The organism is Paraburkholderia sp. UCT31 (assembly GCF_014397655.1).
In the GTDB taxonomy this organism is placed as follows: domain Bacteria; phylum Pseudomonadota; class Gammaproteobacteria; order Burkholderiales; family Burkholderiaceae; genus Paraburkholderia; species Paraburkholderia tuberum.
In genome coordinates this window covers 97,445-118,407 of the sequence record NZ_VZQP01000013.1, presented here as the reverse complement: position 1 = coordinate 118,407, position 20,963 = coordinate 97,445, and the positions used below count along the sequence as shown (strand labels likewise).

The following is a 20,963-nucleotide window of genomic DNA, read 5'->3' as shown; positions in this document are numbered from 1 at the left end:
GCAGAGCCCTTTACGACGCTCACGAAACAAGGAACCGACATGCAACCACACATCAATCTGCCCGCACCGTACATGCCGCACGCGGGTCTGATCGCCGCGTTCGAAGCCTGTCCGCTGATCGCGATCCTGCGCGGCGTCACGCCCGCCGACGCGGCCGATCACGGTCAGGCCCTGTACGAAGCCGGTTTTCGCATCGTCGAAGTACCGCTCAATTCGCCGCAGCCGTTCGACAGCATCTCGGCGATCCGCAAGGTGCTGCCGGCCGACGCGATCGTCGGCGCGGGCACGGTGCTGCATCCGCTGTTGGTGGACGACGTGAAGGCCGCGGGCGGCGAACTCATCGTGATGCCGCACAGCGATCCGGAAGTCGTGATCGCCGCGAAGGCGCGGGGCCTCGCCTGCGCGCCCGGCGTCGCGACGCCGACCGAGGCGTTCATCGCGCTGAAGAACGGCGCGGACGTGCTGAAGATGTTCCCCGCCGAGCAGCTCGGCTGCCAGGTCGTCAAGGCATGGCGCGCGGTGATCGCCGCGCAGGTGCCGCTCGTGCCGGTCGGCGGCGTCACGCCGGACAACATGGGGCCGTTCCTGAGCGCCGGCGCGAACGGTTTCGGCCTCGGCTCGGCGCTGTACAAGCCGGGCCAGAGCGCGGCGGTGACCGCGTCGCATGCGAAGGCGTTCATCAACGGTCTGCGGATCGCCCGCGCGGGCGTGAAGAAATGAACCGGCTCGCCGGCAAAGCCGCTCTCGTGACGGGCGCTGGACGTGGCATAGGCGCGGCGATCGCGCTGGCGTTCGCGCGCGAAGGCGCGGCGGTCGTGCTGGCGGAACTCGACTTCGACACGGCGCAGCGCACGGCCGCGCAGATCGAGGCGGAAGTTGGCACCGGCGCCGGCGCGCGCGTGCTCGCGGTGCAGACCGACGTGACGCAACCGGCGTCGGTGCGGCACGCGGTCAGCGAAGGCGAACGCGCGTTCGGCGCGCTCGACATCCTCGTCAACAACGCGGGCATCAACGTGTTCTGCGATCCGCTGACGATGACCGAAGCCGATTGGCGGCGCTGCTTCGCGGTCGATCTCGACGGCGTGTGGAACGGCTGTCGCGCGGTGCTGCCGGGCATGGTCGAGCGTGGCGCGGGCAGCATCGTGAACATCGCGTCGACGCACGCGTTCAAGATCATTCCGGGCTGCTTTCCGTACCCGGTCGCGAAGCACGGCGTGATTGGCCTCACGCGCGCGCTCGGCATCGAGTACGCGCCGCGCAACGTGCGCGTGAACGCGATCGCGCCGGGCTACATCGAGACGCAGCTGACGCACGACTGGTGGAACGAGCAGTCCGATCCGGCCGCCGCGCAGCAGGCGACACTCGATCTGCAGCCGATGAAGCGCATCGGCCGTCCGGAGGAGGTGGCGATGACCGCGGTGTTCCTCGCGTCGGACGAAGCGCCGTTCATCAATGCGAGCTGCATCACCGTCGATGGCGGGCGCTCGGTGCTTTACCACGACTGAATTCGCATCGCCAGAAGACGCACAGAACACCGGACGACGCGCTGGCCGCGTGTGTCAGACCGGTACAAGAAGACGCGGCCGATTACCTTCTCGTTATCAATTAGTCAGGAGACACGCATTATGAAACGCAGAATTTTCCTCACGCTGGCAGCGGCGGCGGCGGGTGTGCTCTTCAACGCACCGGTCGTCCAGGCCGCCGATTCAGTCAAGATCGGCTTCCTCGTGAAGCAGCCGGAAGAACCGTGGTTCCAGGACGAATGGAAGTTCGCCGAGATGGCCGCCAGGCAGAAGGGCTTCACGCTCGTGAAGATCGGCGCGCCGTCGGGCGAGAAGGTGATGAGCGCAATCGATAACCTCGCCGCCCAGAAGGCGCAAGGCTTCGTGATCTGCACGCCCGACGTCAAGCTCGGGCCGGGCATCGTCGCCAAGGCGAAGGCGGACGGCCTGAAGATGATGACGGTCGACGACCGCCTCGTCGACGGCGCGGGCAAGCCGATCGAGGCGGTGCCGCATATGGGCATCTCGGCGTATAACATCGGCAAGCAGGTTGGCGACGGCATCGCGGCTGAAATCAAGAAGCGCGGCTGGGACATGAAGGACGTCGGCGCGATCGACGTGACCTACGAGCAGCTGCCGACCGCGCATGACCGCACCACTGGCGCGACCGACGCGCTGGTCGCCGCGGGCTTCCCGAAAGCGAACATCGTCACCGCGCCGCAGGCGAAGACCGACACGGAAAACGCGTTCAACGCCGCCAACATCGCGCTGACGAAGAACCCGCAGTTCAAGCACTGGGTCGCTTACGCGCTGAACGACGAAGGCGTGCTCGGCGCGGTGCGCGCGGCGGAAGGCCGTGGCTTCAAGGCCGACAACATGATCGGCATCGGCATCGGCGGTTCGGAGTCCGCGATGAACGAGTTCAAGAAGCCGCAGCCGACGGGCTTCTACGGCACCGTGATCATCAGCCCGAAGCGCCACGGCGAGGAAACCTCGGAACTGATGTACGCGTGGATCACGCAGGGCAAGGAGCCGCCGCTGCTGACGCTGACGACCGGCATGCTGGCGACGCGCGACAACGTCGGCGAAGTGCGCGAGAAGATGGGCCTCGCGTCGAAGTAATCGCAAGACTTGCGGTGGTATGAAGTACACCGCCGGCGCGTCGCTTTCCCTGCCTGGCGCAGGGGACGGCGCGCCGACGGCGAGAGACGATCTGCGGTAGACAGACGGACCGCGTGCGATACGCGTACGGTCAACATGAAGCAGCAATATCTTGCGTGGGACCGGAGTAAGCGCTAAAGCGCTAACTCCGGTCGACCGCGATGAAACTGCATGGGACCGGAGTAAGCGCTAAAGCGCTAACTCCGGTCGACAAGGAGGCGAAGTGTCAGCGACGCTACGGTTTGACAATATCGGCAAGGTTTTTCCAGGCGTGCGTGCGCTCGACGGCGTGTCCTTCGACGTCAACGTCGGCCAGGTGCACGGCCTGATGGGCGAAAACGGCGCCGGGAAATCGACGCTGCTGAAAATTCTCGGCGGCGAGTATCAGCCCGATTCGGGCCGCATGCTGATCGACGGCAACGAGGTGCGCTTTCCGAGCGCGGCCGCGTCGATCGGTGCCGGCATCGCGGTGATTCACCAGGAACTGCAGTACGTGCCCGACCTCACGGTCGCGGAGAATCTGCTGCTCGGCCAGTTGCCCAATGCGCTCGGCTGGGTCAACAAGCGCGAGGCGAAGCGCTTCGTGCGCGAGCGGCTCGAAGCGATGGGCGTCGCGCTCGATCCGAACGCCAAGCTGCGCAAGCTGTCGATCGCGCAGCGGCAGATGGTCGAAATCTGCAAGGCGCTGATGCGCAACGCGCGCGTGATCGCGCTCGACGAGCCGACCAGCTCGCTGTCGCACCGCGAGACCGAGGTGCTGTTCAAGCTGGTGCGCGATCTGCGCGCCGACAACCGCGCGATGATCTACATCTCACATCGGATGGACGAGATCTACGAGCTGTGCGACGCGTGCACGATCTTCCGCGACGGCCGCAAGGTCGCGTCGCATCCGACGCTAGAAGGCGTGTCGCGCGACACGATCGTCAGCGAGATGGTCGGGCGCGAAATTTCGGACATCTATAGCTATTCGGCGCGGCCGCTCGGCGAAGTGCGTTTCGCGGCGAAGGCGATCGAAGGTCATCCGCTCGCGCAGCCGGCGAGCTTCGAGGTGCGGCGCGGCGAGATCGTCGGCTTCTTCGGACTCGTCGGCGCGGGCCGCAGCGAGCTGATGCATCTGGTGTACGGCGCCGAGCATCGCAAGGGCGGCGAACTCATACTCGACGGCAAGCCAATCAAGGTGCGCAGCGCGGGCGAGGCCATTAAGCACGGCATCGTGCTGTGCCCCGAGGATCGCAAGGAAGAGGGCATCGTCGCGATGGCGAGCGTCGCGGAGAACATCAACATCAGCTGCCGCCGTCACTATCTGCGCGCGGGCGTGTTTCTCGATCGCAAGAAGGAGGCGCAGACGGCGGATCGTTTCATCAAGCTGCTGAAGATCAAGACGCCGCATCGGCGGCAGAAGATCCGCTTCCTGTCGGGCGGCAACCAGCAGAAGGCGATTCTGTCGCGCTGGCTCGCCGAGCCCGATCTGAAAGTCGTGATTCTCGACGAACCGACACGCGGCATCGACGTCGGCGCGAAACACGAGATCTATAACGTGATCTATCAGCTCGCGGAGCGCGGCTGCGCGATCGTGATGATTTCGTCGGAATTGCCGGAAGTGCTCGGCGTGTCTGACCGGATCGTCGTGATGCGCCAGGGCCGCATTTCCGGCGAGCTCGCGCGCAAGGACGCGACCGAGCAGTCGGTGCTGAGCCTCGCGCTGCCGCAAAGCTCGACCGCGCTGCCTGAAAACGCGAACGCCAACGCCGCCAACCAGAGCGCGTCGCGCGCGGCCTGAACCTTATCCGGACGCGAGTCCGCAACCCGTGGGGAACGGGGAGGAGTATTGAACATGCAAGCCAGAGAAAACCTCGCGCAGCAGACCGCCAAGAGCGCGGCCGACGCGCTGATTCCGCAGACCGGCGACAAGGCCAAATGGTGGCAGCAGATCACCGAATACAGCCTGATCGTGATCTTCATCCTGATGTTCGTCACGATGTCGCTGACCGTCGATCATTTCTTTTCGATCGAGAACATGCTCGGCCTCGCGCTGTCGATCTCGCAGATCGGCATGGTCGCGTGCACGATGATGTTCTGCCTCGCGTCGCGCGACTTCGACCTGTCGGTCGGCTCGACCGTCGCGTTCGCCGGCGTGCTGTGCGCGATGGTGCTCAACGCGACCAACAGCACGGTCATCGCGATCATCGCGGCGGTCGCGGCGGGCGCGGTGATCGGCTTCGTCAACGGCGCGGTGATCGCTTATCTGCGCATCAACGCGCTGATCACGACGCTCGCGACGATGGAAATCGTGCGCGGCCTCGGCTTCATCGTGTCGCATGGGCAGGCGGTCGGCGTGTCGTCGGATACGTTCATCGCGCTCGGCGGCCTGACGTTCTTCGGCGTGTCGCTGCCGATCTGGGTCACGCTGATCTGCTTCATCGTGTTCGGCGTGATGCTGAACCAGACCGTGTACGGCCGCAATACGCTGGCGATCGGCGGTAATCCGGAAGCGTCGCGGCTCGCCGGTATCAACGTGGAGCGCACGCGCGTCTACATCTTTCTGATCCAGGGTGCCGTCACCGCGCTTGCCGGCGTGATTCTCGCGTCGCGTATCACGTCGGGTCAGCCGAACGCCGCCGAAGGCTTCGAGCTGAACGTGATCTCCGCGTGCGTGCTCGGCGGCGTGTCGCTGCTGGGCGGCCGCGCGACGATCTCCGGCGTCGTGATCGGCGTGCTGATCATGGGTACGGTCGAGAACGTGATGAACCTGCTGAACATCGACGCGTTCTATCAGTACCTGGTGCGCGGCGCGATCCTGCTCGCGGCCGTGTTGCTCGACCAGTTGAAGAACCGCGGCTCGCGCGATTGAGTCGCTTTCACCCCATCCCAAGCACATCCAAGCTCATAAAGGAATCGAACGATGTCGTCTCCGGCCAATGCAAACGCCAGCCTCGCTGACACCGCGTACGCGCGCTATCCGAGCCTCGTCGACCGTACGGTGCTGATCACGGGCGGCGCGACCGGCATCGGCGCATCGTTCGTCGAGCACTTCGCGGCGCAGGGCGCGCGCGTCGCGTTCTTCGATATCGACGCGAGCGCGGGCGAAGCGCTCGCCGACCAGCTCGGCGATTCGAAACACAAGCCGCTGTTTCTGGCCTGCGATCTGACCGACGTCGACGCGCTGCAAAAAGCGATCGCCGACGTGAAGGCCGCGCTGGGTCCGATCCAGGTGCTCATCAACAACGCTGCGAACGACAAGCGCCATCAGATCGGCGACGTGACGCGCGAGTCGTTCGACGCGGGCATCGCCGTGAACATCCGCCATCAGTTCTTCGCGGCGCAGGCCGTGATGGAGGACATGAAGGCCGCGCGTAGCGGCTCGATCATCAACCTCGGCTCGATCAGCTGGATGCTGAAGAACGGCGGCTATCCGGTGTACGTGATGTCGAAGTCGGCGGTGCAGGGTTTGACGCGCGGACTCGCGCGCGACCTCGGCCACTTCAATATCCGCGTCAACACGCTGGTGCCGGGCTGGGTGATGACCGACAAGCAGCTGCGCCTGTGGCTCGACGACAACGGCCGCCGCCAGATCAAGGAAGGCCAGTGCATCGACGCCGAGCTGATGCCGGCCGACCTCGCGCGCATGGCGCTGTTCCTCGCCGCCGACGACAGCCGCATGATCACCGCGCAGGACATCGTCGTCGACGGAGGCTGGGCGTGAGCGCCAGCCCGCGCGTGCAGCGGGCCACGCTGCTGCTCGACGCGCAATGCGAGCTCGGCGAAGGCGCGACCTGGTGCGCGAGGAGCGCCCGCTTCTACTGGACCGACATCGAAGGCGCGCGGCTGTGGCGCTACGATCCGGCCGACGGCCGCAGCGATTCGTTCGACATGCCCGAGCGGCTCGCCACCTTCGCACTGTGCGAAAACCCGCGCTACGTGCTGCTCGGGCTCGCATCGCACCTCGCGTTTTTCGATCTGCAGACAGGCAGCACACAGCGCATCGTCGACGTCGAGCCAGGCATGAATACACGCGTCAACGACGGCCGCTGCGATCGGCAAGGGCGTTTCGTGTTCGGCACCAAGGACGAAAGCGGGCAACGGCAGACGGTCGCCGGCTTTTATCGGTTGAATCACGATCTGTCGCTCGAACGTTTACCGTTGCCAGCGCCGGCGATTTCGAACAGCATCGCATTCAGTCCCGACGGCGCGACGATGTACTACTGCGATTCGCCGACGCGTGAAATCCGCGCGTGCGACTATCGCGCGGACGGCGGCATCGCGAACGATCGCCTGTTCACTCGCCTGACCGATGCGAACGGTATCCCCGACGGCTCGACCGTCGACAGCGACGGCGGCCTGTGGAACGCGCAATGGGGCGGCGCGCGCGTGGTGCGTTACGGTCCCGATGGCGTGGAAACCGAGCGCATCGACGTGCCGACCACGCAGCCGAGCTGCGTCGCGATCGGCGGTGCCGCGCTCGGCCAGACCACGGGCAGCGCCCAGGGCGAGCCGGCGCTCGACACGCTGTACATCACGAGCGCCTACGCCGAGCTCGATGCGACGGCGCGCGCGGCCGACACGCTCGCGGGCGACCTGTTCGTCGCGACGCTCGCGCGGCGCGGTGTTGCGGAGCCGCTGTTCCAGGGCGCGCCTATCTAGCGCAGAATGACGCAGCCCCGGCCGCACGCCGGGGCCGCGATCCTGAAGGTGAAGCAGAAGTCGATGTGGCAGTTTCGGTCCGCGAGCAATACGCCCGCGACCGGCCGGCAACGAATCGGCAACATGCAGTTCGGACTCGAGGCGAATTGGTCACAAAAAGTCGCCCGCCACTCCCGTCAACCCTGACGGCAACGTCCCACGCCTCTCGATGGAGCCAGATATGACTGTTGCGAATCTCGTTTCAGCCTCATCCCCAACCTCTCAAACGCGACGCTCGCGACTCGCCGCGGCCGCCAATCCCGTGCTGGCGGGCCCGAGCACGTCGGCGGTGGCCCTCGGCGAAGGCAGCGCCGGCGATGTCGCGTGCATCACGCTCGCCAACTCGCAATTGCGTCTCGATGTCGCGCCGACGCTCGGCGGCGGCGTGACCCGCTTCGACTGGCGCGACGACGGCGCGCTGACGCCGATCTTCCGGCGCTGCAGTCACGTCGGTGGCGATACGCAACCGAACCAGCTGGCCTGCTATCCGCTCTTGCCGTACTCGAACCGCATCGGCGGCGGCCATTTCAGCGTGGCCGGGCGGCGCGTCGAGGTGCCGCGCAACCGCGCCGACGAGCCGCTGCCGATTCATGGCGACGGCTGGCTCGCGCAATGGCAGGTGCTCGACGCGGGCCGCGAGCACGTGCGTCTCGCGCTCGACCGCAGCGACGGCAAGCCGTACGCGTTCCGCGCGACACAAACCTACACGCTGGACGGCCCAACGCTGGTCGTCTCGCTCGACATCGAAAACGCTGGCCGCGAGACGCTGCCGTTCGGGCTCGGCGTGCATCCGTTCTTCGTGCGCGACGCGGACACCGAGCTGTCGGCGGCGGCCGGCGGCCTGTGGCTCTCGGGCGACGACTGGCTGCCGGTGCGCCACGTGCCGGCGCCCCCCGCGTGGCAGTTCGGCGTCGCGTATCCGCTGCCGGAGACGATCGTCAATCACGCGTTCACCGGCTGGAGCGGCCAGGCGGCAGTGGTATGGCCGAAGCGCCGTCTGTCGCTGAACATCGCCGCCGACACCGACTATTACGTGCTGTACACGCCGCCCGGCGAAGACTTCTTCTGCTTCGAACCGGTCGATCATCCGATCAATGCGATGAACCTGGCGGGCGGCGCAAGCGAAAACGGCATGACGCTGCTCAAGCGCGGCGAGCGGTTGGCGCGCACGTTCCGCTTCACGGTCGAGCGGACTGGACTGCGCTCGATGCCGGGCGGGCGCGGCGCGCGGCGCAGGCAGTAGCCGCAGTCGTAGCCGCCGGGCCGCCGGCCGGACGAACGGGCGGCCTGGCGCTGCTATCGCCTATGAGGCGCGGGCCGCGCGGTGACCGCCATCGACGGACGGCGTTCGTGGGACAGGTAAAATACGCGCCTCCTCCGATTACCGGCTCGCCGCGAGACTCACCATGTCCAATTTCATCCAGACACTCAACGACGCCTGGCAGCGCACGAACTCGCTGCTGTGCGTTGGCCTCGATCCCGAGCCCAGCAAATTTCCCGGCGCGCTCGCGGGCCGCGCCGACGCGATCTTCGAGTTCTGCCGCACGATCGTCGATGCAACCGCGCCGTACGCGTCGTCGTTCAAGCCGCAGATCGCCTACTTCGCCGCGCATCGCGCGGAGGACCAGCTCGAGCAGCTGATCGCCCACATTCAAGCGAACCATCCGGGCCTGCCGGTGATTCTCGACGCCAAGCGCGGCGATATCGGCAGCACGGCCGGGCAATACGCACGCGAGGCCTTCGAGCGCTACCAGGCCGACGCGGTGACGGTCAATCCGTACATGGGTTTCGATTCGATCGAGCCGTATCTCGAGCACGCAGGCAAGGGCGTGATCGTGCTGTGTCGCACGTCGAACGCGGGTGGCTCGGATCTGCAGTTTCTCGAGACAAGCGGTCGGCCGTTGTATCAGGTTGTCGCGCAACTGGCCGCGCAGAAGTGGAATGCGAGCGGCCAGCTTGGGCTCGTGGTCGGCGCGACGTTTCCGAAGGAAATCGAAGTGGTGCGCGGAATCGTCGGCGACATGCCGCTGCTGATTCCGGGCATCGGCGCGCAAGGCGGCGACGTGCAGGCCACCGTGAGCGCCGGACGCACCGCGAACGGCACCGGCATGCTGATCAACTCTTCGCGCGCGATCATCTACGCGGGCAGGGGCGACGATTTCCCGCAAGCGGCCGCGCAGGCCGCGAAGGACACCCGCGACCGGATCAACGCGTTTCGTTGAACCGGCGGGCGATCCCGCGGCGGGCGATCCCGCGGTGGGCGATCCCGCGGCGGCCGGCGCGGCGCGTCAGCGCGCCGGTGCGAGCCGCCCGATCAACCCCGCATGCCGCGGATGCCGCGCCTTCAGCGCGTCCACCTCCGCGAGTTCGAACTCGCTGAATTCGAAACCCGGCGCGACCGTGCAGCCGACCAGCGCGAACGATGCCGGATCGGCGCACTCGGCCGCGAACCACAAGCCGGCCGGCACGACGGCCTGACAGACCGTATCGGGATGCGTGAGCGGATTGCCGAGCCGGTGCGTGACGAGCGCACCGCCGGCATCGCTTTCATCGAGCACGTGGACCAGCAGCGGCTCGCCGGCATAGAAATGCCAGACTTCATCGGAACGGATCCGATGCCACGCCGAATGCGCGCCGTCGCACAGCAAGTAATGGATCGCAGTCGACGCCGCACGGGCGTTCCCAACCTCGCTCGGTTCGCCGACGCGCAGCACGCGCGCGGCCGAGCGGTAGGTCTCCGCAAAAAAGCCGCCTTCAGGATGGGGCTTCAGATCGAAGCGGCGGATCAGTTCGTCTGCGATCGCGCGCGAATCCGGCATTGTCCGCCTCCTCGGCGATAGTTAGCCGCCGCTCAATGCTCGCGTTCGTCGAGTAGCGCCAGCAGGCCGCGCAGCGCGTGCGCCGCGGCCTGCACGCGGATCTGGTCGCGGTCGCCCTTGAAAATCTTCGTTTCCACCGATGTGTGCAGCCGGTTGCTCCAACTGAACGACACCATGCCGACCGGCTTGGTTTCCGTGCCGCCGCCGGGGCCGGCGACGCCGGTGATCGACAGCGACACCTGCGCTCGGCTGTTGCGCAGCGCGCCTTCGGCCATCGCTCGTGCGACCGGCTCGCTGACCGCGCCGTGCTTTTCGATCAGGTCGGCCGGCACACCGATCATTTCGCTTTTCGCCTGGTTCGAATACGTGACGAAGCCGCGTTCGAACCAGCCGCTGCTGCCGGAGATGTCGGTGATCGCGGTCGCGACCATGCCGCCCGTGCAGGACTCGGCGGTCACGAGCATCAGGCGCTCGTCGCGCAGACGGTTGCTCACGCGGATCGCAAGCTGGTGAACGACGGAATCGGTAGGCATGGCGTCAGTCAATCCGGAAAACGAAGCCGGCCGGGCGGCGCGGCGAACGGCAGGGGCCGGGCGGCGACCAAAAGAGTCGAACGGTACTCGAACGGTGAACAGGCAGCGCTCAAACCGACATCCGCCACAGCGCAATCACCAGCAACGTAAAAAATGCGGCGATCAGGTCATCGAACATGATGCCAAAGCCACCTTTCAGCCGGCGGTCGAAGTAGCCGATCGGCGGCGGCTTCACCATGTCGAAGAAGCGGAAGATCAGGAACGCCCCCACCTGGCCGGCGAGCGTGGCAGGCGTGACCATCAGCAGCACGAGCCAGAACGCGACGATTTCGTCCCACACGACCGCCGACGGATCCTCGACGCCGAGCCGCTTCGCGGTAAAGCCGCACAACGCGATGCCGCCGAGAAAGCCGACGCCGATCAGCACGCCCCATTCGATAACTGTCAGATAACGACTCAGCACCGCGAACGAGGCCCACCCGAGCAGCGTGCCCATCGTGCCCGGTGCGACGGGCGACAGCCCGCTGCCGAAGCCGAGCGACAGAAGGTGGACTGGATGCGACAGCATGAAGCGCGCGGTCGCGCGGCGCGGCTGAGCAGGCTTCGGCTCGCGCGGTCCAGGCGGCTGGGGCGGCTCGCCGCCGAGGAAGTCGTCGGCGGGGCCGAGCGGGGGGTCATTCTGCATGAAAGTGATCGAAACCTTGCAAGGTCAGAGTGAGCGGCGCGCCGCTGGCGTTGCGCCACGCGATGGCCGGGCGGTCGGTGGCCGCCTCCAGTGCGCTTATTGTACCGATGCGGGTGACCGGCACGGCAGCCTTCTGCGCGGCGGCCTCGACCGCGGCGCGCGCGGCGGCGGGCGCGGTGAAGCACAGCTCGTAGTCGTCGCCGCCGGCGAGCGTGCAGCGCTGCTGGACGTCGGGCGGCAGGCGGCGTAGCGCGGCCGAGCGCGGCACCGCATCGACGTCGACGCTCGCGCCCACCGACGAGCGTTCGAGGATGTGCCGCAGATCGCCGGCGAGTCCATCCGACAGGTCGAGCGCCGCGTGTGCGATGCCGCGCAGCGCGAGGCCGAGCGCGATGCGCGGCTCGGGGCGTTCGAGCGCCCGGCGGAACGTCGCGGCGTCATTCGGGGTGGCGGACCATTCGCCGCGCTGCGCGCCGAGGCCGGCGCGCGCGTCGCCGAGAGTGCCGGAGATCCAGATGTCGTCGCCGGGTTGCGCGGCATCGCGGCGCAAGGCTGTTCGTGGCGGCACGCTGCCGAATACCGTAATGCACAGATTGAGCGGCCCGCCTGTCGTATCGCCGCCGATCAGCTCGCAACCGTAGCGCTCGGCGAGCGCGAACAGGCCTTCGCTGAAACCGGCAAGCCAGGCTTCGTCGGCTTTCGGCAGCGAGAAGGCCAGCGTGAACGCCCGCGGCTGCGCGCCCATTGCGGCGAGGTCAGACAGATTGACGGCAAGCGCCTTGTGACCGAGCGCTTCGGGATCGATATCGGCGAAGAAATGACGGCCTTCGACCAGCATGTCCGTCGATATCGCCAGCATTTCGCCGGCAGGCGGCGCCAGCAACGCGCAATCGTCGCCGATGCCGAGCGTGCCGCCTTCGGCATTGGCGGGCCGCACGGCGGCGGCGCGGCGGGCAAAGAAACGATCGATCAGCGAAAACTCGGAAAGCATGATGGCGGACCGTGAGCGGAGAACGATTGGAGAAATGGCGCGGATCAGGGTGATTGAGCGTGATGCCCCGTCGCAAGCGCCGGACCATCCGGACAACGGGCAACGCGCGCTTTCACGCTGTTTCAGTCGCGGCTGTTGTACCCGTATTGAAGGAATTGCGTAGGCAATTGGGGCTACAATGCCGTCGAACGTCTATTCTAATCTGCCCTCCGAAGCCCGCCTTATGTCGAATCCCGTCAATACCAAACTCCGCGAAGCAGCTCTCGATTACCACGAGTTCCCGACTCCCGGCAAAATCGCGATCGCCCCGACCAAGCAGATGATCAACCAGCGCGACCTCGCGCTGGCGTATTCGCCTGGCGTCGCGTTCGCGTGCGAGGAAATCGTCGAGAGCCCGCTGAACGCCGCGCGCTTCACCGCGCGCAGCAACCTCGTTGGCGTCGTCACGAACGGGACCGCGGTGCTGGGCCTCGGCAACATCGGGCCGCTCGCGTCGAAGCCGGTCATGGAAGGCAAGGCCGTCCTGTTCAAGAAGTTCGCCGGCATCGACGTGTTCGATATCGAGATCAACGAGAGCGATCCGCACAAGCTGGTCGAGGTGATCGCCGCGCTCGAACCGACCTTCGGCGGCATCAACCTCGAAGACATCAAGGCGCCGGACTGCTTCATCGTCGAGCGCGAATGCCGCAAGCGCATGAAGATTCCGGTCTTCCACGACGACCAGCACGGCACCGCAATCGTCGTCGCGGCGGCGGTCACGAACGGCCTGAAGGTCGTCGGCAAGGACATCAAGGAAGTCAAGCTGGTCGCGTCGGGCGCGGGCGCGGCGGCGCTCGCGTGTCTGGACCTGCTGGTCGACATCGGCCTGCCGCTCGAAAACATCACCGTGACCGACCTCGCGGGCGTCGTGTACAAGGGCCGCACCGAACTGATGGACCCGGACAAGGAGCGTTTCGCGCGTGAAACCGACGCGCGCTCGCTTGCCGAGGTGATCGAAGGCGCGGACGTGTTCCTCGGGTTGTCGGCTGGCGGCGTGCTCAAGCAGGACATGGTCAAGCAGATGGCCGCCAGGCCGCTGATCCTCGCGCTTGCGAACCCGACGCCGGAAATCCTGCCGGAACTCGCGCTCGAAGTGCGTCCGGACGCGGTGCTGTGCACGGGCCGCACCGACTACCCGAACCAGGTCAACAACGTGCTCGTGTTCCCGTTTCTGTTCCGCGGCGCGCTCGACGCCGGCGCGACGACGGTCACGCGCGAAATGGAAATCGCCGCCGTCAACGCGATCGCCGAGCTGGCGCGCCAGGAGCAGAGCGACATCGTCGCGACCGCGTACGGCATCCAGGATCTATCGTTCGGACCGGAATACCTGATTCCGAAACCCTTCGATCCGCGTCTGATCGTGAAGGTCGCGCCCGCGGTGGCGAAGGCCGCGATGGAATGCGGCGTCGCCGAGCGTCCAATCGAGGACATGGACGCGTACGCGCAGCATCTGCAGCAGTTCGTTTATCACAGCGGCACGACGATGAAGCCGATCTTCCAGCTCGCGCGCAGCGTCGAGCCGGAGAAGAAGCGCATCGTGTTCGCGGAAGGCGAAGAAGAGCGTGTGCTGCGCGCGATGCAGATCATCGTCGACGAAAAGCTCGCGAAGCCGATCCTGATCGGCCGGCCGGCCGTGATCGAGCAGCGGATCGCGCGTTATGGCCTGCGGCTCGTCGCGGGGCAGGACTACACGGTCGTCAACACCGATCATGACGAACGTTACCGCGAGTTCTGGCAGGAATACGCGAAGATGATGTCGCGCAAGGGCATCACGACGCAGATGGCCAAGCTCGAGATGCGCCGCCGCACCACGCTGATTGGCTCGATGATGGTCAACAAGGGCGAGGCGGACGGCATGATCTGCGGTACGGTCAGCACCACACACCGCCACCTGCACTTCATCGATCAGGTGATCGGCAAGAAGCCCGGCGCGAAAGTCTATGCGGCGATGAACGCGCTGGTGCTGCCGAATCGGCAGATTTTCCTCGTCGATACGCACGTGAACGTCGATCCGACACCGGCCGAGCTGGCTGAGATCACGATCATGGCAGCCGAGGAAGTGCGCCGTTTCGGCATCGAGCCGAAGGTTGCACTCGTGTCGCACTCGAACTTCGGTTCGAGCAACGCGCCGACGGCGCAGAAGATGCGCGATACGCTCGAGATCCTGCGCGAACGCGCGCCGGGGCTGCAAGTTGACGGCGAAATGCACGGCGACGTCGCGCTCGACGCCAACCTGCGCCGTGAGGTATTGCCCGATTCGACGCTCGAAGGCGACGCGAACCTGCTGGTGCTGCCGAACATCGACGCGGCCAATATCTCGTACAACCTGCTGAAGACGGCGGCCGGCAACAACATTGCGATTGGCCCAATTCTGCTTGGCGCGGCCAAGCCGGTGCACGTGCTGACGCCGTCGGCGACGGTGCGCCGGATCGTCAACATGACGGCACTGCTGGTCGCGGACGTCAGCGCAACCCGCTAACTGCGCATCGTGATCGGGCCGCGACGGGCCCGGCGCCGGTTTTCCAACCGGCGTACCTGAAAAAAAAGGCGTGCCCGCAATGGGCACGCCCTCAGGGCAAGCTGGGGATCGCCACCCCGAAAAATGGCAATGACACGGCCTTTCGGCTCAGTGGTTTCAGGCTCTAACAACCGCAATCGAGCGCCTCTGCCAGCGGCCGCTTGCACCGCCCGCACTGCATTCGATCACGATTGAGCTCAGTTTAGCCTGATCGAGCTAAACATTCTGTCAAAAGTCGTCAAAGTCCCCGCCACCGGCTTTTCCGCGGGGTGAGGCGGGGTGCCATCGGCCGTCGAACGTTGATTCCAAAGGCTATTAGCGATACCCTTACGACTTTCATGGTCGTCAAACTCGTGATCTGACAGCGGGGAAACCTGATACATGGCACGCAACTGGTTGCGCATGAAAGGCGTGCTGATCGCTGCCGCCGCACTCTGCGCGTTGTCCAGTTCCGCGCCCGAAGCGCTGGCGCGAGATTACTCGGCGCCAACTGGGGTGGAAGCGCAGGTGGGCACCATCGCGCTGGCGCAATTGCCGCGCGAGGCGGTCGATACGTTGAACCTCATTGCCGCGGGCGGGCCTTACCCGTATCAGAAGGACGGCATCGTATTCGGCAACTACGAACGGGTGCTGCCCGCCCATCGGCGCGGCTATTACCACGAATACACCGTCCCCACGCCTCACGCGCGTAATCGCGGGGCGCGCCGCATCGTCTGCGGAGGTCCGCTACAGCGGACCGACAATTGTTATTACTCGGACGACCATTACACCAGTTTTAACCATATTGTTGAATGACATTGGGATGAACGGCATGAGCGACAACATCTACGCGCACGATTCCGGAGTCGCGACGGATCTTTTCGCGGCCGGCGACGGCAATTTGTTCCAACGCGTCATGAAGATGCGCGCCGGCGAGCAGGGTCGCGACAATCAAAGCGAGGCTGCCACGGTGGTTTCATCGAACGAGGAGCCCATGAGCCTTTTCAGGACGGTGCGGCCGAACATCGTGCAGTCGATCCGCGCGTTCCGCGTGCAGGATCTCGCCGACGAGGCCAACCTGCTCGGCCAGCACTTTCTGTATGCGTACTGCGCGAACGCCGCCTCGAAGCAGGAAGTGCTCGAGACGATCGCGACGTCGTTCCTGTTTCCCAAGCATTTCGGCAAGAACTACGACGCGCTCTACGACTGCCTGACCGACCTCGTGCACAAGGCCGGCGCGCAGCCCGGCTTCGTGATCGTGCTCGAACACCTGCCGATCGCGCAGAAATTCGACAAGGAAGGGCGCGAGACGCTGCTCGACGTGTTCCGTGAAGCGGCCGAATTCTGGGCCGAGCGTAAGGTCGCGTTCCGGGTGTTCTACTCGTTCGCTTGAAGTTCGCCGGATTTTCGCCTGTTCAGGCGTAGCTGCTTGAGTCTGACAGTGAACGTCGCGGCATAAACGGCAAAGGCCCGCTAATTGGCGGGCCTTTGCTTTTGTCGCGCTGCTTGGGCAAGCACCCGCTCACCAGCCGCCCCAGCGCGCCGCGAGCCCCGCCAACACTGCGATTCCGACGGTCTCTGTGCGCAGCACACGCGGTCCCAAGCCAATCGCGGTAAAGCCCTGTTCGCCGGCGGCGGCTTCCTCGTCGGCGCAAAGGCCGCCTTCGGGGCCGATCAGCAGCGTCACGCCACCAGGCGGCGGCGCGTCAGGCAGCGCCGCAAAGCCGATGCTCGCGCGCGGCGATAACAGCAGGCGCAGCTCGTCAGGCGCCGGCTCGCGCGACAGCGTATCGAGCCACGCGCCAATCTCGCACACCGGCATCACGTCCGGAAGCCGATTACGTCCGCACTGTTCGCACGACGCCCGCACCACACCCTGCCAGTGCTGCTGCCGCCGCTGCGCGCGCTCGCCGGTAAGCCGCACGACGCTGCGGGCGGTCGCGAGCGGCACGAAGCCCGAGGCGCCGAGTTCGACCGCCTTCTCGATCAGCCAGTCCATCTTGTCGCCGCCGGCGATGCCTTGGGCGAGCGTCAGCCGATACGGCGGCTCGACCTCGATCGCGCGAAATTCGCCGATTTTCACGCGAGCCGCACGACGCTCGACCTCGACGAGTTCGGCGCCGTATTCGCCGCCCTGGCCGTTGAACAACGTCAGGGAATCGCCTGGCTGCAGACGCAGCACGGCCACGTGGCGCACGACGTCGTCGGGCAGTGCGACCACGTCGTCGGCGTAAAGCGGGATATCAACAAAAAAACGGGGCATCGACGGGAGACTCTTGAATTCAGGACAGGTGGCGGGCGAGTGCCCAGCGATAGCCGTCGATATCCTCGACCTGCGCGAAGCGGTCGCCCCAGAACTGGTCCTGTGGCTCGCTCAGCGACTTCGCGCCGGCCGCGAGCGCGCGAGCATACACGGCGTCGACGTCCTCGACATAGACATAGAACGATTGCGGCGCGATCGTGCCCGCGCTTTTCGGCGTCTTCGCGGTCGAGCCGAACGCGCCTTCAGGCGCGAACATCACGATCAGCTGGCCTTGATAGGTCATCTCGACGTGCATGACGACGCCGTCGTCCTGCACGCTGTCGCGCACGTCGAAACCGAACGCCGCCGAGAAGAATGCCGTCGACGCGCGCGCGTCGCGCACCGTCAGATAGGGGGTGAGCCAGGGCACACCGGCGGGGTGGGGGGCGGTCATGGAGTTCTCCGGATCTCGTGAGGCGGCGAGGCCACGGTTGCGGGTTTCGGTCGGGCGCGGCACGCCGGCATCACACGAACCGATTCGCGCAAGGTGTCCGCGCTTCAAAAGGACGACTTCGTCAACGGGCTCAGTTTATCGCGCGCCGATCGCGCCGCCGAGAATAGCCCCGCGTGCAGGGCTGGTTCGTAATGACGCAGCGAATCGATGCCGCGCGCGGCGAGACGCTCGGTGAGCGTGTCGGCGGTGAGCGCGGCGGGGTCGAGCGTGTCGCTGGCGATCGCCATCAGCCATAGCGAGCCGTAGAGCGGCACGAAGGTGCCTAGCGTGCGCACCTGTGCGAACGCGGCGTGCAGATCGCCGAGCAGCGCGGCGATGCGCGGCGCGTGGTGGTACGGCGAGCCGAGATGGAGCGACAGCAACGCCTCAGCACGTAGCACGCGCTTCAACTGCGCGTAGAAGGTCGGCGTGTACAGGCCGGCCGCGGGCGAATCGGGTGGCGTCAGGTCGAATACGACGAGGTCGAACTGCGCGGCCGCGACGTTCGTTGCACCCTGCGTCGCGCGGGCCGCCGCCGCGACGTAGTCCGCCGCATCGCCGATCACCAGCTCGACGCGCGGATCGTCGAACGCACCGCCATGCACCTGCGGCAAATGTCCGCGCGTGAGCCGCACGACCTCGGGATCGAGCTCCGCGACGACGATCCGCTCGATGCCCGGATGCCTGAGCAATTGCCTCGCGGCCCCGCCATCGCCGCCGCCGAGCACCAGCGCCGCGCGCGGCGCCGGATGCGCGAGCGCGGCCGGATGCACCATGCATTCGTGGTAGATGAACTCGTCGCCTGCGGACGTCATCGGACGGCCGTCGAGCGTGAACAGCGCGCCGAGCTGCGGCGTGTCCCAGATCTCGATCGTCTGATAACGGGATTCGACACGCTCGACGAGGCGCGCGTGAGGAAAGCCGTAGACGGCGTCGGGACAAGGCTGGAACAATAGCGGGGCGTTCACGGCGGACGGGCTCGATCGGTAGTGCGGGCACACAGCTGCTCGAATTGTAAATGCCGCCGCCTGGCGGTGTGCGTTGAACCTCGCGGCCAGGCGGCTTTCCGGCCGGGTAGGGGTTAACCTTCTGCTAGAATGTGACGCTTTCAGCCTTGTCCGCTTGCTCTGCCCGTTTCGCGTCTCCTGGCGCCGCATCGTGCGCCGTAGCGAAGTGACCGCCGAGCTTCCGGGCCTCAAGCGCGCCCCCGCTTTCTGACTCTGTCTCCGGACTCGACATGACGACCCCGTCTCCCGCACCCACCTCCCTGATGGCCAACGCGATCCGCGCGTTGGCCATGGACGCCGTTCAAAAGGCGAACTCCGGTCACCCCGGCATGCCGATGGGCATGGCCGAAATCGGCGTCGCCCTGTGGTCGCGTCATCTGCGCCATAACCCGAAGAACCCGCAATGGGCCGATCGCGACCGCTTCGTGCTGTCGAACGGTCACGGCTCGATGCTGCTGTACTCGCTGCTGCATCTGACCGGCTACGACCTGCCGATGGACGAGCTGAAGAACTTCCGCCAGCTCCATTCGAAGACGCCGGGTCACCCGGAATACGGCATCACGCCGGGCGTCGAGACGACCACCGGCCCGCTCGGCCAGGGTCTCGCGAACGCGGTCGGCATGGCGCTCGCCGAATCGCTGCTCGCCACCGAATTCAACAAGCCCGACGCCAGGATCGTCGATCACCACACGTACGTGTTCGTCGGCGACGGCTGCCTGATGGAAGGCATCTCGCACGAAGCCTGCTCGCTCGCGGGCGTGCTGAAGCTGAACAAGCTGATCGCGTTCTACGACGACAACGGCATTTCGATCGACGGCGAAGTGGTGCACTGGTTCCACGACGACACGCCGAAGCGCTTCGAAGCATACGGCTGGAACGTGATCCCGAACGTGGTCGGCCATGACGTCGACGCGGTCGACGCGGCGATCAGGCAGGCGAAGCTATCGGACAAGCCGACGCTGATCTGCTGCAAGACCGTGATCGGTGAAGGCGCGCCGACCAAGGCGGGCTCGCACGATTCGCACGGCGCGCCGCTCGGCGACAAGGAAATCGCGGCGACGCGCGAAGCGATCGGCTGGAAGTGGGAGCCGTTCGTGATCCCGCAGGAAGTCTACACGGCATGGGACGCGAAGGAAGCGGGCGCGCGCTTCGAAGCGGAATGGGACGAGGCGTTCGCTGCCTACGCGGCGAAGTACCCGCAGGAAGCGGCCGAATTCAAGCGCCGCAGCGCGAAGCAACTGCCGGCCGACTGGAAAGATAAGGCGAAAGCGATCATCGCCGGCGCGAACGAGCGCGCTGAGACCGTGGCGACGCGTAAGGCATCGCAGCAGGCCATCGAAGGTCTGTCGGCCGTGTTGCCCGAACTGCTCGGCGGTTCCGCCGACCTGACCGGCTCGAACCTCACCAACTGGAAGGCCGCCAAGCCGGTGCGCGTGAATGCCGAAGGCCGTGCCGCCGGCAACTACGTGAATTACGGCGTGCGCGAATTCGGCATGAGCGCGGCGATCAACGGCGTCGCGCTGCACGGCGGCTACAAGGCGTTCGGCGGCACGTTCCTGACGTTCTCCGACTACAGCCGCAACGCGCTGCGCGTCGCCGCGCTGATGAAGTCGCCGTCGATCTTCGTGTTCACGCACGACTCGATCGGTCTCGGCGAAGACGGCCCGACCCACCAGTCGATCGAACACGTCGCGAGCCTGCGTCTGATCCCGAATCTGCAAACGTGGCGCCCGGCCGACACGGTCGAAACCGCGGTGGCCTGGACCCATGCGATCGAGCATGAAGGTCCGTCGTGCCTGATCTTCAGTCGCCAGAACCTGCAGTTCAACGAGCGCACCGACGCGCAGATCGCCAACATCGAGAAGGGCGGCTACGTGCTGCGCGACTGGGATGAAGAGATCGTCGCGCGTAAGATCATCCTGATCGCGACGGGCTCGGAAGTCGAACTCGCGATGAAAGCCGTCGAGCCGCTCGCGCGCGAAGGCATCGCCGCCCGCGTCGTGTCGATTCCGTCGACGACCGTGTTCGACAGGCAGGACGCCGAGTACCGCGAACGCGTGCTGCCGCATGGCGTGCGTCGCGTCGCGATCGAAGCGGGCGTGTCGGATTTCTGGCGCAAGTACGTGGGTCTGGAAGGCGGCGTGGTCGGCATCGACACGTTCGGCGAATCGGCCCCGGCAGGCGTGCTGTTCAAGCATTTCGGTTTCACCGTCGAGCACGTGGTGGCGACGGTCAAGGCCGCGCTCGGCTGATGGTTGCGTCGCATTGCCGTTGCGCCCCTCGTGGCTGCGCGCGGCAACGCACCGAACCGGAA

General features: G+C 66.1%; 20 protein-coding genes. 13 read left to right on the top strand and 7 right to left on the bottom strand.

All coding sequences use genetic code 11. The annotated features are described in order from the left end of the window. The first annotated feature begins 39 nt into the window (after positions 1-39). From F6X40_RS13715 to pyrF, 9 genes are all read left to right on the top strand, one after another. On the top strand, positions 40-720 hold the full coding sequence (locus F6X40_RS13715; protein WP_184066819.1) for a 2-dehydro-3-deoxy-6-phosphogalactonate aldolase: 681 nt from the start codon (positions 40-42) through the stop codon (positions 718-720). Further along, a complete protein-coding gene (locus tag F6X40_RS13710) occupies positions 717-1,505 on the top strand; it encodes an SDR family oxidoreductase (RefSeq protein ID WP_187628225.1) in 789 nt (262 codons plus the stop codon). The genes F6X40_RS13715 and F6X40_RS13710 overlap by 4 nt, the downstream gene beginning before the upstream one ends. Before the next feature lie 120 nt (positions 1,506-1,625). Next, positions 1,626-2,624, top strand: coding sequence for an arabinose ABC transporter substrate-binding protein (locus F6X40_RS13705; RefSeq protein WP_187628224.1), 999 nt, complete (start codon positions 1,626-1,628; stop codon positions 2,622-2,624). A 262-nt stretch (positions 2,625-2,886) separates the two neighbouring features. Then, on the top strand, positions 2,887-4,443 hold the full coding sequence (gene araG, locus F6X40_RS13700; RefSeq protein WP_184022902.1) for an L-arabinose ABC transporter ATP-binding protein AraG: 1,557 nt from the start codon (positions 2,887-2,889) through the stop codon (positions 4,441-4,443). Between the two features lie 54 nt (positions 4,444-4,497). Next, entirely contained in the window at positions 4,498-5,514 is a 1,017-nt protein-coding gene (araH, locus tag F6X40_RS13695; RefSeq protein WP_184022903.1) for an L-arabinose ABC transporter permease AraH, read from the top strand. A gap of 51 nt (positions 5,515-5,565) precedes the next feature. Next, positions 5,566-6,366 (top strand): SDR family NAD(P)-dependent oxidoreductase, encoded by an 801-nt coding sequence (locus F6X40_RS13690; protein ID WP_090801880.1) that lies wholly within the window; start codon positions 5,566-5,568, stop codon positions 6,364-6,366. Next, positions 6,363-7,304 carry an SMP-30/gluconolactonase/LRE family protein gene (locus F6X40_RS13685; protein WP_187628223.1) on the top strand — a complete coding sequence of 314 codons (942 nt, stop codon included), beginning with the start codon at positions 6,363-6,365 and terminating at the stop codon, positions 7,302-7,304. The genes F6X40_RS13690 and F6X40_RS13685 overlap by 4 nt, the downstream gene beginning before the upstream one ends. 220 nt (positions 7,305-7,524) lie before the next feature. Next, positions 7,525-8,586, top strand: coding sequence for an aldose 1-epimerase (locus F6X40_RS13680; RefSeq protein WP_187628222.1), 1,062 nt, complete (start codon positions 7,525-7,527; stop codon positions 8,584-8,586). Between the two features lie 163 nt (positions 8,587-8,749). Further along, entirely contained in the window at positions 8,750-9,565 is an 816-nt protein-coding gene (pyrF, locus tag F6X40_RS13675; protein ID WP_187628221.1) for an orotidine-5'-phosphate decarboxylase, read from the top strand. 66 nt (positions 9,566-9,631) lie between these two features. Here pyrF and F6X40_RS13670 read toward each other — a convergent pair whose 3' ends face one another. The 4 genes from F6X40_RS13670 to thiL all read right to left on the bottom strand — a co-directional run bounded on the left by F6X40_RS13670 (position 9,632) and on the right by thiL (position 12,371). After that, positions 9,632-10,162 carry a cupin domain-containing protein gene (locus tag F6X40_RS13670; protein ID WP_187609983.1) on the bottom strand — a complete coding sequence of 177 codons (531 nt, stop codon included), beginning with the start codon at positions 10,160-10,162 and terminating at the stop codon, positions 9,632-9,634. 32 nt (positions 10,163-10,194) lie between these two features. Continuing rightward, positions 10,195-10,695 carry a CinA family protein gene (locus F6X40_RS13665; protein ID WP_184022908.1) on the bottom strand — a complete coding sequence of 167 codons (501 nt, stop codon included), beginning with the start codon at positions 10,693-10,695 and terminating at the stop codon, positions 10,195-10,197. Positions 10,696-10,804: 109 nt separating this feature from the next. Next, positions 10,805-11,380: a phosphatidylglycerophosphatase A gene (locus tag F6X40_RS13660; protein ID WP_184066802.1), complete on the bottom strand. Its 576-nt coding sequence runs from the start codon at positions 11,378-11,380 to the stop codon at positions 10,805-10,807. Further along, positions 11,370-12,371, bottom strand: a complete 1,002-nt coding sequence (gene thiL, locus F6X40_RS13655) for a thiamine-phosphate kinase (protein WP_187628220.1) — start codon at positions 12,369-12,371, stop codon at positions 11,370-11,372. Before thiL ends, F6X40_RS13660 begins: the two co-directional genes overlap by 11 nt. Positions 12,372-12,549: 178 nt before the next feature. Here thiL and F6X40_RS13650 point away from each other — a divergent pair, with 178 nt between their 5' ends. From F6X40_RS13650 to F6X40_RS13640, 3 genes are all read left to right on the top strand, one after another. Next, positions 12,550-14,889, top strand: a complete 2,340-nt coding sequence (locus F6X40_RS13650; protein WP_187628219.1) for an NADP-dependent malic enzyme — start codon at positions 12,550-12,552, stop codon at positions 14,887-14,889. A 420-nt stretch (positions 14,890-15,309) separates the two neighbouring features. After that, positions 15,310-15,723 carry a ribonuclease gene (locus tag F6X40_RS13645; RefSeq protein ID WP_187628218.1) on the top strand — a complete coding sequence of 138 codons (414 nt, stop codon included), beginning with the start codon at positions 15,310-15,312 and terminating at the stop codon, positions 15,721-15,723. Between the two features lie 16 nt (positions 15,724-15,739). After that, entirely contained in the window at positions 15,740-16,300 is a 561-nt protein-coding gene (locus F6X40_RS13640) for a barstar family protein (protein ID WP_187628217.1), read from the top strand. 129 nt (positions 16,301-16,429) lie between these two features. Here the strand turns inward: F6X40_RS13640 and F6X40_RS13635 are convergent, their stop codons facing one another. The 3 genes from F6X40_RS13635 to speE all read right to left on the bottom strand — a co-directional run bounded on the left by F6X40_RS13635 (position 16,430) and on the right by speE (position 18,610). Next, a complete protein-coding gene (locus F6X40_RS13635) occupies positions 16,430-17,170 on the bottom strand; it encodes a 16S rRNA (uracil(1498)-N(3))-methyltransferase (protein ID WP_187628216.1) in 741 nt (246 codons plus the stop codon). 19 nt (positions 17,171-17,189) lie between these two features. Further along, positions 17,190-17,603, bottom strand: coding sequence for a VOC family protein (locus tag F6X40_RS13630; protein WP_090801864.1), 414 nt, complete (start codon positions 17,601-17,603; stop codon positions 17,190-17,192). A 104-nt stretch (positions 17,604-17,707) separates the two neighbouring features. After that, on the bottom strand, positions 17,708-18,610 hold the full coding sequence (gene speE, locus F6X40_RS13625; protein ID WP_187628215.1) for a polyamine aminopropyltransferase: 903 nt from the start codon (positions 18,608-18,610) through the stop codon (positions 17,708-17,710). Between the two features lie 269 nt (positions 18,611-18,879). Here speE and tkt point away from each other — a divergent pair, with 269 nt between their 5' ends. Beyond that, a complete protein-coding gene (gene tkt / locus F6X40_RS13620; protein ID WP_184058466.1) occupies positions 18,880-20,901 on the top strand; it encodes a transketolase in 2,022 nt (673 codons plus the stop codon). Positions 20,902-20,963 lie beyond the last annotated feature (62 nt).

Bases quoted from the DNA above. Each gene is read 5' to 3' on its own strand.
- tkt (WP_184058466.1), top strand. From the start codon at position 18,880: ATGACGACCCCGTCTCCCGCACCCACCTCCCTGATGGCCAACGCGATC.
- F6X40_RS13645 (WP_187628218.1), top strand. From the start codon at position 15,310: ATGGCACGCAACTGGTTGCGCATGAAAGGCGTGCTGATCGCTGCCGCC.
- araH (WP_184022903.1), top strand. From the start codon at position 4,498: ATGCAAGCCAGAGAAAACCTCGCGCAGCAGACCGCCAAGAGCGCGGCC.
- F6X40_RS13630 (WP_090801864.1), bottom strand. From the start codon at position 17,603: ATGACCGCCCCCCACCCCGCCGGTGTGCCCTGGCTCACCCCCTATCTG.
- F6X40_RS13715 (WP_184066819.1), top strand. From the start codon at position 40: ATGCAACCACACATCAATCTGCCCGCACCGTACATGCCGCACGCGGGT.
- pyrF (WP_187628221.1), top strand. From the start codon at position 8,750: ATGTCCAATTTCATCCAGACACTCAACGACGCCTGGCAGCGCACGAAC.
- F6X40_RS13705 (WP_187628224.1), top strand. From the start codon at position 1,626: ATGAAACGCAGAATTTTCCTCACGCTGGCAGCGGCGGCGGCGGGTGTG.
- F6X40_RS13690 (WP_090801880.1), top strand. From the start codon at position 5,566: ATGTCGTCTCCGGCCAATGCAAACGCCAGCCTCGCTGACACCGCGTAC.
- F6X40_RS13640 (WP_187628217.1), top strand. From the start codon at position 15,740: ATGAGCGACAACATCTACGCGCACGATTCCGGAGTCGCGACGGATCTT.
- F6X40_RS13710 (WP_187628225.1), top strand. From the start codon at position 717: ATGAACCGGCTCGCCGGCAAAGCCGCTCTCGTGACGGGCGCTGGACGT.
- F6X40_RS13670 (WP_187609983.1), bottom strand. From the start codon at position 10,162: ATGCCGGATTCGCGCGCGATCGCAGACGAACTGATCCGCCGCTTCGAT.
- F6X40_RS13635 (WP_187628216.1), bottom strand. From the start codon at position 17,170: ATGCCCCGTTTTTTTGTTGATATCCCGCTTTACGCCGACGACGTGGTC.
- thiL (WP_187628220.1), bottom strand. From the start codon at position 12,371: ATGCTTTCCGAGTTTTCGCTGATCGATCGTTTCTTTGCCCGCCGCGCC.
- F6X40_RS13665 (WP_184022908.1), bottom strand. From the start codon at position 10,695: ATGCCTACCGATTCCGTCGTTCACCAGCTTGCGATCCGCGTGAGCAAC.
- F6X40_RS13680 (WP_187628222.1), top strand. From the start codon at position 7,525: ATGACTGTTGCGAATCTCGTTTCAGCCTCATCCCCAACCTCTCAAACG.
- F6X40_RS13660 (WP_184066802.1), bottom strand. From the start codon at position 11,380: ATGCAGAATGACCCCCCGCTCGGCCCCGCCGACGACTTCCTCGGCGGC.
- F6X40_RS13650 (WP_187628219.1), top strand. From the start codon at position 12,550: ATGCCGTCGAACGTCTATTCTAATCTGCCCTCCGAAGCCCGCCTTATG.